Below are 9,097 nucleotides of genomic sequence, written 5' to 3' on the forward strand. Positions count from 1 at the left end.
AAAGAAAGCGTCAGAACGAGTTCCGATACGTCGTTTTTCTGACAGATTGACAACCGAAATTCCGAAAGCTGAAACAATCGGATGAAACTCATCCTGCCAGATCCCCAATAGCCGTAGGGCATCTCTGCACGCTCGTTCAGGGCGTTCGAAATTTCGGGCCGATAGTTGCACATTTGCCTCCCTCGTAAGTTCGGCCTCGCTCACCAAGGTTACGGGACAGCGTATGTCCATTGAAGATGTTTCGAACTCAATCGAAGTTCTCCGCACGGAAGTGATGCGAGAACTTCAAAGGTACCGAGACCACAACTCCTGCATCACCGTTTCGGCACTACTCACCCGGTGCCTTCGCGCCTGGCGATACCCCGATGCCTATCCGATGACGGTACGCGTCTCGATCTACAATGCCAAAGCCCGCGAATGGATGGAACAATTCGGCATCCCCCGCACGGAAGCGGAAATTGCCGATTTCAATCAGTCGGGTAGCGCACATGTCTACATCGGGTACACCCCCGAGAACCTGCTGCCACACAACCACTGGTCCGGTCACCTGGCCGTCATCGTGCCGCATCTGTTCGACGAGCGGCATGGTCTGGTGGACCTCACCGTCGTCCAGGCAAACAAGCCCGAGTGGGGCATCGAACTGCCCCCGATGATCCTTAAGGTCACCGACAACTTTCTCGCTGGCACGAAACCGTGTTCCACGATAGTCCAAGGCTGCCAGGTCATCTACGAAGCGTTCCCTGACGACAAGTCGTACAACAAGATCGGCCACTGGAAGAAGATCCCCAAACTCCGCGAAATGGCCGAACGAATCGTCGAACGGCTCGCGAGCTAACAGCCACTTTGCCGTGCTCGCTCTGCGAGTATCACCCGCCAGCGTCGTACGATCTATCCTTCTCACGCCGCGTCGTCACGACGTCATGGAATCTCGGCGAGCATTTTCATGAGCAATTGCGGGTCGACGGGTTTCACGATGTGATGATTAAATCCAGCAGCCCGCGTCCGGTTCCGGTCCTCATCCGCGCCCCACCCCGTGAGTGCGATAATGATCACATCCTTGCCACCCGGCAACGCGCGTATCCGTGCACAGGCTTCATACCCATTGAGCTTAGGCAGTCCGATGTCCAGCAAAATCACATTGGGCTGAAACTCCTCGGCCGCCACAACGGCTTCGGCGCCGTCGTAGGCCGTCCGAATCTGATTCCCCAAAAACGTCAACATCATCGAGAGACTATCCGCCCCGTCGCGATTGTCGTCAACAACCAGAATCCGCAACGTCGTTGAAGTGATGGAACCGTTGTCCGCGGTGGGCACCTCGATATCCGGCTTCTTCGTCAGCAACGGCAATGTCACCGAAAATTGGCTTCCCTTGCCCGTCCCTTCGCTCCGCGCCTCAACGTGCCCGCCGTGCATTTCGACCAGTCGCTTCACCAATGACAATCCGATCCCCAACCCACCCTGGGCTTTTGTCAGCGAGTGCTCAATTTGCGAGAACAAATCAAACACGATCGGCAAGTGATCCGGCGCAATCCCGATTCCTTCGTCTTGAACGGTGACGACGACATCTCGTTCGCGCAGTGTCGTCGTGATCCAGATCCGGCTGCCACAATTGCTGTATTTGGCCGAATTGTTCACAAGGTTCATAAACACCTGAGCCAACCGGGTCAAATCGGCTTGCACGATCACCGGCTGTGAAGACAACTCCACAATCAACTGATGCCCCATCTCGTCGATCAAACCTTTACTCGTTTCGATCGCGCTATGAATGACCGTCGCAAGATCGAGTGGTTCCGTCCGCAGTTCGAGTTTCCCCTGGCTGATGCGACTGACGTCCATCAGATCATCGACAAGCCGCACTAGTTGCGTGAGCTGCCGCTCCATCATCCGCCGAGCCTGTTCAACAGACCCGGGGTCACGCCCCGCCAGACGCATCACTTCGAGACCGCTGCGAATGGGAGCCAAAGGATTGCGCAGCTCATGGGCCAGTGTCGCCAAAAACTCATCTTTGCGGTGATCTGCCTCTGACAAATCCGCAGCGAGCTGCCGCAAATCGTTCTCCATTCTTTTGCGTTCTGTGATATCTGCAACGGTTCCATCGAAGCTGACCAATTGCCGTACGGTTCCGCGTTGGCTGTAGTTTGCCCGTCCTTTGGCAAAGACCCAGCGAAGTTCGCCATTCGGAAGGATGACCCGGTAGTCCACTTCGTAAGGGAGCGGATTCACGGCACGGGTGGCAGCATCAACCGCCTGCTGAACTCGGGGTCGATCCTCTTCGTGAATCAAAGCGACCGCCGCCTCGTAGGGAAGATGACCGTCCTTGACCCCGAAGATGGCTCGAAAACGCTCATCAGTCGAAAGTGACATCGTCGCCGGGTCAAGATGCCAGGCACCCAGTTCCGCAGAGTCCAACGCTTGCCTTCGACGTTCTTCACTCGCTCGAAGTCGCTCTTCGGCCATTCTCTGCTGCGTAATATCTACCACAACACCCGGCAGCCGAACCGCCTTCCCCGTCGCATCGCGCTCAATTCGCCCTCGGGCAATCACCCAACGAATCGATTGGTTGGAATCGATGACACGATATTCCGATTCGAAATTCGTTCCGCTTTCGATCGCACGACCAATGGATTCTGCAACACGCGGATGATCGTCGGGATGGATCACTCGCGTAAATGCTTCGAGAGGTCCGCCAGAAGCGTCCTGCGATGACACACCAAACATTCGAGCCAGATTTTGGTCGGCGCGAACGGCGTTCTGAGAGATGTCAAACTCCCAGGTTCCGATCTCTCCGGCAACCAGTGTCGACTCCAATCGAGACAGTGCGTCCTCCAATTGTTTTTGCTGCTGTTTCCGTTCGGTGACATCGCGAAACACGAGCACACAACCGACGATCTCGCCATTTTTGTTGAAGATCGGCGCGGCACTATCATCAATCGGATGCTCAACTCCGTCTTTCGCGATCAGAACCGTATGATTCGCCAGTCCGACAATGACACCAAGTTTCAGCGCTTTAAAAGCAGGATTGTGAACGGCCTGTCGGCTCGCTTCGTTGACGATTTGAAACACGGTTTGCAACGGTTGTCCCGATGCCTCGGAACTGGCCCATCCCGTCAACGTCTCGGCTACGCTATTCAAATAGCTGACGTTGCCAAGCCCATCCGTCGTGATCACTGCGTCACCAATACTGGCGAATGTGATCCGAAGCATTTCCGCGCGTTGCTCAGCTAGATCCCTGGCGTCTTGCGTGCTTCGTTGAGCCCTCCGGGCGTTCTCTCCAAACGTCGCGATGGCACCACAAATGAGCAGATACATTCCAAACCGACTGAACGCCGGAACGGAGATCTCAAACAGGGAAAGCGGCAAAGGCACGAAGAAGACTGCGGCCGCGACAAAGCCGAGAGCGATCGCCAGGACAGTTTCCCAGAATCCTTGCCACCAGGCGACAAACACAACCGCGATGATGAATGTCGAAAAAGGGGCTTCACTGCCCAGGAGCGGATTCAGCACCCAACGGACGACCGTGGCGATCACCACTGCGAGAACCGTCACACCGTACGTTTTCACCAACGTTTTCAAACCGCCTCCGCCTCAGGTCCCAACTCGATCACAGCCCCGTCAGCTGGCGATCATCGAGCGGGTTCAATATTTTCAATGAACGTGATTAAAAGACCGGTCAAGCATACCCAAAACCACTTGCGATGGTTGCCCGGATTCAAAATTCAGCTCACGTGTCGATTCCCTATTCAGGAGCAATCCACGAAGACACCGTTCAGCCATGCAGAGGTTAACAGCGATTGGAAATCACGGAGACCCTCTTCCGGTAATTTGAAGCCAACATGCCATCGTGATGCCCCAGATGAGTTTGCAAACGGATTACAATCGGCGGTCAAACCATGACCAGCAGTTCTCGCAGGATTGACGAAATCTTTCCTGCGTCCATGTTGGATTGACAGTCAATCTCGGCAACGGATACCTCTCCGCTCAGGATTGTCACAGTGTGGTCGGTGACCTTTTTAGACTTGAGGCGTCGGCGCTTCGGTGATCGTCCAAAACAGTGATCCATTCGCGGTCAGCACAATGACACCATCGTCACCAATCGCTTTGAGCTCACCCTTCTCGATTGCGGCAAGTATTTGGTCAGCGTCAATATTCCGCATCTTTTGTTCCTGCCCCATTGCATCAAAGTGCCTCGAAACACTATCAGAACGGGTTCCGATGAACAGGAGACAACTCCGCGACATCGGCAATACCAGAGTGTCTACCCCGTGGTTTCGAAACAACCACTCCATCAAACATCGTTCTACGCGGACTGAGGCAACATTGCGCCGACAAGCGCGTGCGACGCGATACGAATCGAAGTACTCGGAGCAGGGGCACTACCCCAAACTTACCCAATAAACATCCGCCTCACTTTTCGAGACACCGCCGAGGAACCAATGCGACCGGACTATGAAATCGTGCTCAACGAATTGGACCTGCTCTCGATCCTTCAAGAGTATCGGCCCATCGTGATTGGAACGCCGCCTCTCGGGCTCGAAGTTCCCTCCAGTGACATTGATGTCGCCTGCAGCGCGTCCGATCTGTCGCAATTCCGCCAGTTCGCGACCCAGCAATTCGGCACCAGACCGCAATTTCAATGTCGCACCATCGAGGCACGCGGCGAACCCTCGGTGGTCGCCTCTTTTGACTCGCACGGGTGGCAGATAGAGTTGTTTTGCCAATCAACCCCCGTCGAATCACAATGGGGAGTCCGACATTTTCTGATCGAGCAGCGCCTGCTGAAACTCGAACCACGCCTGAGGCCATTGATCCTGCAGCGAAAACAATCCGGCATGAAAACCGAACCCGCATTCGCACAGGTCCTGAGCCTGCCTGGCGACCCCTATGAATCCCTGCTGACGCTCGAGACAGCCACCGATCCCGACCTCGCAGCCTTGGCCGCCGCATCGCTCCACAACCACCGCATCATCTCGACCGAGTCATAATCCGACTTCGATCATCGACGTTATCCGCGCCACGCGTGTCGTTCGGCAAGTGAGATTCGTCACCTTGCCGCCAGTGAGAACGCACGAAAATGCCGCTCGGCCTATTCAGAGACTCCTGAATAGCCTAAAAGGTGTCAGGAACCTTTTAGGGAAAACATTCGCAGGTGAGTCGCCACAAATCCACTTTGTAGCCTGCTGAAGTAACGGGAATTGGCTCCGACCAGATTAACGAACGCCATAATATCGTGACTGCCAAGGTGTCTGTCGCCTTCACATCAACAGGCTGCTGACATGTTTTCGATTCTGATGCCTTTCTCATAACCGGTCTCATCTTACAGATCGATCAGGAGGAGGTTGCGGAGTTGATTGGCGGAATTGCGGGACTTGCTCTGAGTTTTGGGGCCGAGACCAGCAAGTAGGCGCTCAGCAAAATCAGAGGAATCGCGACGATCCAGTAGGGGACCGTCAGCGATATGGTTTCAGACAACGGTTTGATCACTCCATCGCCGTCTGTCATGTCCATCCGCGACAGCATGTAATGCACGCCGCAAAACTTCCATTCGCTCACAATCGGCATGCCACTCAGAAAGTGACTCTGATCCACCGTGCGGCTTGTGATCCAGCGAAACGGAGAGGTCGAAGGCAACGTGGTCAACACCAGCGTCGTGTTTCCCGACGGAACGGGCTGGACCTGGAAGTTGCTGACGACACAGTCCGTGAATCCAGCAGGCTCGGCCGACGAGACCGGCTCCGAGTCCTCGGCCGGTTCCTCAGATTCGATATTGTCATCCGTCGGACTGACCGTGCTCGGCTCGGTCGTGGCGGCAATCGTGGGGCTACCAGCGACAAACACGGCGGCGTTGACCGGCGGCATTTGGATCGTCGACGCATCCACTGCCAGAATGACGCCCGTCATGGTCGGTGTGGCCGCATTCGGAATCGCAGACACGGGACCCGTCGCAGGCTGAATCGAAACGGTGTTGAAAATCATCGGCGCCGCCAGATTCAACATATTCGCGTTGATCGTGGCCGATGTCGTCGAACGGCGCGTCATGAACGTCCCCAGGTTGGAATCGAGCGAATAAAATCCGTTCGTGATTCGATACCCGAGATGATCAAACACGGTCAGGCTTCGCACCCAGCCGCCCAAAGCCGCAAACGCCATCACGAGCGTGACAATTCCACACCGACGCCGCCATCCCTGAAACAGGCCCTGCATTCCAGATTCTCCTTAACAGTCTGTTGAAGTAACGGGGACTGGCTCCCGCCAGCTTAAAAAACGCCATGACGTCGTCAACGCCAAGGTGCCTGTCCCCCTGACTGCAACAGGCTGTCAAACCCCGTCCTGGTGTGCTCCCTCGCAGATCGCACCTGAGCGAAGAAGGTAACATACCGAAGCCGAGATTGAGCGTCTATGTCTCATCTCAGATCGAGCAGCCTGTTGAAGTCACGGGGACTGGCCCCCATCAGACTGAAAAACGCCATGACACCGTAAAGACCAAGGCGGCTGTCACCCTGACTTCAAGAGGCTGCTAAGTCAGGACCAGTGGAATTCCCAAGTTGAATTCCGGTAGAGACCACGTTTCAGTCCGTGCATCACGTGGCAACATCGGGAATAGCGGATTCCACGGCCAATTGGGAAGGCTGCCCCCACATTACTGACTTTGCATCTCGGCCCGATTGAATCGATTTCAACGAGTCATGGTCGCATCACCGAGACACGTCGCGTGGTTCAATATTCGGTCAGGAATCATGTTCGAGCCGAATCTCGATCGCGATCAGAAGGTATGGAGAAGGAGGGTATGGATGACGTATTCCCAATCATCGTTAACAGTATCACGGAAGCGGTGGATGGCCGACCGAACTGGATTGCCTGTTGGACGTTTGACGACCACTCTTTTCGACGTCAAGCACCCTGCTGAAGTCACAGGAACTGACTCAGCCCTAATGAAAACACGCCAAGAAATCCCGGCGGTCAAGGTGCCTGCCCTCCTGGCTTCAATAGGCTGCTTGATCAATCCATCCGTAGGTTTCGGCAACACAGACTTCGCCACACAAATGAGGGCATCGGGAACACGTTTTGCGTTTCGCATTTCACGACAACACCCGTCAGTGACACCCTTGTGAAACCACTTTGCGGAATTGACATCATCCGAAAACTCATCAAAGTCATCGTCGAGAAAATGGGCGGCTATTGGTTTGCATCCTTCGAAGACCAACCGCAAATTTCTTTTGGTGGAAAGACACCCGAGCTCGGAATTGAAAAGCTGCTCAGCCATTTCGGAAATGACCGATTCGGCGACGAATTGGCCACTGTCGCTGGCAGCACCGAGCAAGGGTATTTGGAAGTGATGATTCGCCTGCGTCACCGCCGCCTGATTCCCGTTCCATCGATGAATTAGCCTGCGAACCAGGTTCTCGTTATTCCGTCTTGAGAATTCCTCGTTCGTTTTTCCTCGTTACCAAGCTCCCGCTTGGTGACGCCTCCTGCGAACCCGCGACCTCGAATCGCCAAACGGTGGACGCCACACGCAGTCGAGTGATCCACCACCGCTTCCATCTTCGCAGTGAAGCAAGAAAACTTCTGAGCACTCAAAACTGACGCCAAGCCCTGACGTCTTGGACTGCCTTGATGTTCGGACTTGAGTGTGTCAGATAACGTGATGACGTGCATAATCTAACGCAACGAGAGTTTGCTCAAGTGCTTGTTCGCTTGCAGCCTGAGCGATATCGTGCATGGAGTGCTTACGCTCATCCTGCTGCGTCACATCCTGCTGCGTCACATCCTGATTGAACTCTCATGTTGAACGACAACGAGTCTGATGATCTATTGCAGATCTATCGCGAAAGGTACCTCACCATCAGGCGCGACTTTCGGTTATATCCCGACAAGGTCATTGTCACTGGCACGGTTCAACGAAATGAGATCAAAGCAACGGTGCCGCTCGTGAGCCTTCAACCCGTCTATGGCTACATCACTTTTCGTAGCCGCCTTTTCATCCTGTATGTGATAGCGTCTTTTGTATTTGGTTGCGCGGCGGTTCTCGTCGGCTTCGTCACCGAGGGACTTCCGACGGAAACTTTAGTCTTTTGGACGCGGCCTTTTGCCGTCATTTCCTCGTGTTGGTTTTTTGTTCTCGCGGCTCGTCGGATCCGACGCCAAATGATCTATCGATTTTCGAATGAAGGATCGATCATCGTACTGGATTTCTTTGCAAGTGGTCCTGATAAGGCCGGCGCCCAGGCCTTCGCAGATTTGATCGCCAACCAAATACGCAAATGCCGTCATTCTGATGTCTGAACTGGCTTTCGCTGCGGCATCGCGCCCTCGTCAGTACTGTGTGCTCATTCTTTACGAAGTCCAAGGAACTGGTGGAATTGCCGAGAATATTTTCGAACTTGTGCGGACATGTTCGCTGGACATTTTCCGTCACAACGCGAGTGTGATGACTTCGATCAATTGTATTTTTCGTGCGCGCGATAGTCTTTCGACGACCGCTTTGTACTCAGGTTGTTCAAAACTCCAATGACGCCACGAGAGTCGGCAAGCCCCAAGGGCGATTCGTCCCCGGCATCTGGACCAGAATCGCGATGTCACCCATTTGTGTCCCCACAAATGGGTGACATCGGAATGGCTTTAACGTTTGACATCCCGAAAAGGTGATCCAACCGGGGCAGTTCCTGCGGGCCAAAGGCCCAGCCATTCCACCAGCCCGGCCCAAAGGAAGCCGCAGGACTCTGACGGGCTGAGTCCAGTTCGCTCCTCGTTACCAAGCTCCGCTTGGTAACGCCTCATACGATCTCATTTTCCGACCAGCCGGAAAGGGGCTCGGGAGCCTCAGAGGCGTTACCAAGCGGAGCTTGGTAACGAGGAAACGCGGAACAACGAGAGGGGAGCAAGAACTTGGAAACGATGGAAACAATCCGGCATGAAAACCGAGCCCGCCTTCGCACAGGCTCTGGGTCTGCAAAGCGACCCCTACGAATCCCTGCTGACGCTCGAGACGGCCACCGTCCCGACCTCGCAGCCTTAGCCACAGAATCGCTCGCCTGCTTTGGCGGAAACGCTCCACCAAAGTGATGGTGAAGGAAATCGCATCGCGAACTTGCAATGC

The 9,097-nt window shown here is 54.8% G+C and carries 8 protein-coding genes; 5 read left to right on the forward strand and 3 right to left on the reverse strand.

Annotated features, from left to right (window positions below; all coding sequences use genetic code 11):
• The first annotated feature begins 223 nt into the window (after positions 1-223).
• Positions 224-835, forward strand: coding sequence for a hypothetical protein (locus OSO_RS0123355; RefSeq protein WP_010585505.1), 612 nt, complete (start codon positions 224-226; stop codon positions 833-835).
• An 83-nt stretch (positions 836-918) separates the two neighbouring features.
• On the opposite strand, the gene OSO_RS48455 is transcribed toward OSO_RS0123355, so the two are convergent.
• The gene (locus OSO_RS48455) at positions 919-3,573 is read right to left on the reverse strand and encodes a hybrid sensor histidine kinase/response regulator (protein WP_010585506.1); all 2,655 of its coding nucleotides are present in this window, start codon (positions 3,571-3,573) and stop codon (positions 919-921) included.
• Positions 3,574-4,010: 437 nt separating this feature from the next.
• Positions 4,011-4,154 carry a hypothetical protein gene (locus OSO_RS50935; protein ID WP_157605405.1) on the reverse strand — a complete coding sequence of 48 codons (144 nt, stop codon included), beginning with the start codon at positions 4,152-4,154 and terminating at the stop codon, positions 4,011-4,013.
• A 279-nt stretch (positions 4,155-4,433) separates the two neighbouring features.
• Here OSO_RS50935 and OSO_RS44790 point away from each other — a divergent pair, with 279 nt between their 5' ends.
• The gene (locus OSO_RS44790; RefSeq protein ID WP_010585507.1) at positions 4,434-4,982 is read left to right on the forward strand and encodes a DUF4269 domain-containing protein; all 549 of its coding nucleotides are present in this window, start codon (positions 4,434-4,436) and stop codon (positions 4,980-4,982) included.
• Between the two features lie 343 nt (positions 4,983-5,325).
• Here the strand turns inward: OSO_RS44790 and OSO_RS0123375 are convergent, their stop codons facing one another.
• Positions 5,326-6,201, reverse strand: a complete 876-nt coding sequence (locus OSO_RS0123375) for a hypothetical protein (RefSeq protein ID WP_010585508.1) — start codon at positions 6,199-6,201, stop codon at positions 5,326-5,328.
• 904 nt (positions 6,202-7,105) lie between these two features.
• Here OSO_RS0123375 and OSO_RS0123385 point away from each other — a divergent pair.
• The 3 genes from OSO_RS0123385 (at position 7,106) to OSO_RS50010 (ending at position 9,016) form a co-directional block, all read left to right on the forward strand.
• Entirely contained in the window at positions 7,106-7,384 is a 279-nt protein-coding gene (locus OSO_RS0123385; RefSeq protein WP_010585510.1) for a hypothetical protein, read from the forward strand.
• Between the two features lie 428 nt (positions 7,385-7,812).
• Positions 7,813-8,283, forward strand: coding sequence for a hypothetical protein (locus tag OSO_RS0123395; RefSeq protein WP_157605406.1), 471 nt, complete (start codon positions 7,813-7,815; stop codon positions 8,281-8,283).
• Positions 8,284-8,911: 628 nt separating this feature from the next.
• Positions 8,912-9,016 (forward strand): DUF4269 domain-containing protein, encoded by a 105-nt coding sequence (locus tag OSO_RS50010; protein ID WP_010585513.1) that lies wholly within the window; start codon positions 8,912-8,914, stop codon positions 9,014-9,016.
• The last annotated feature ends 81 nt before the right edge of the window (positions 9,017-9,097 follow it).

The sequence above is a fragment of the Schlesneria paludicola DSM 18645 genome (genome assembly GCF_000255655.1).
GTDB classification, from domain to species: domain Bacteria; phylum Planctomycetota; class Planctomycetia; order Planctomycetales; family Planctomycetaceae; genus Schlesneria; species Schlesneria paludicola.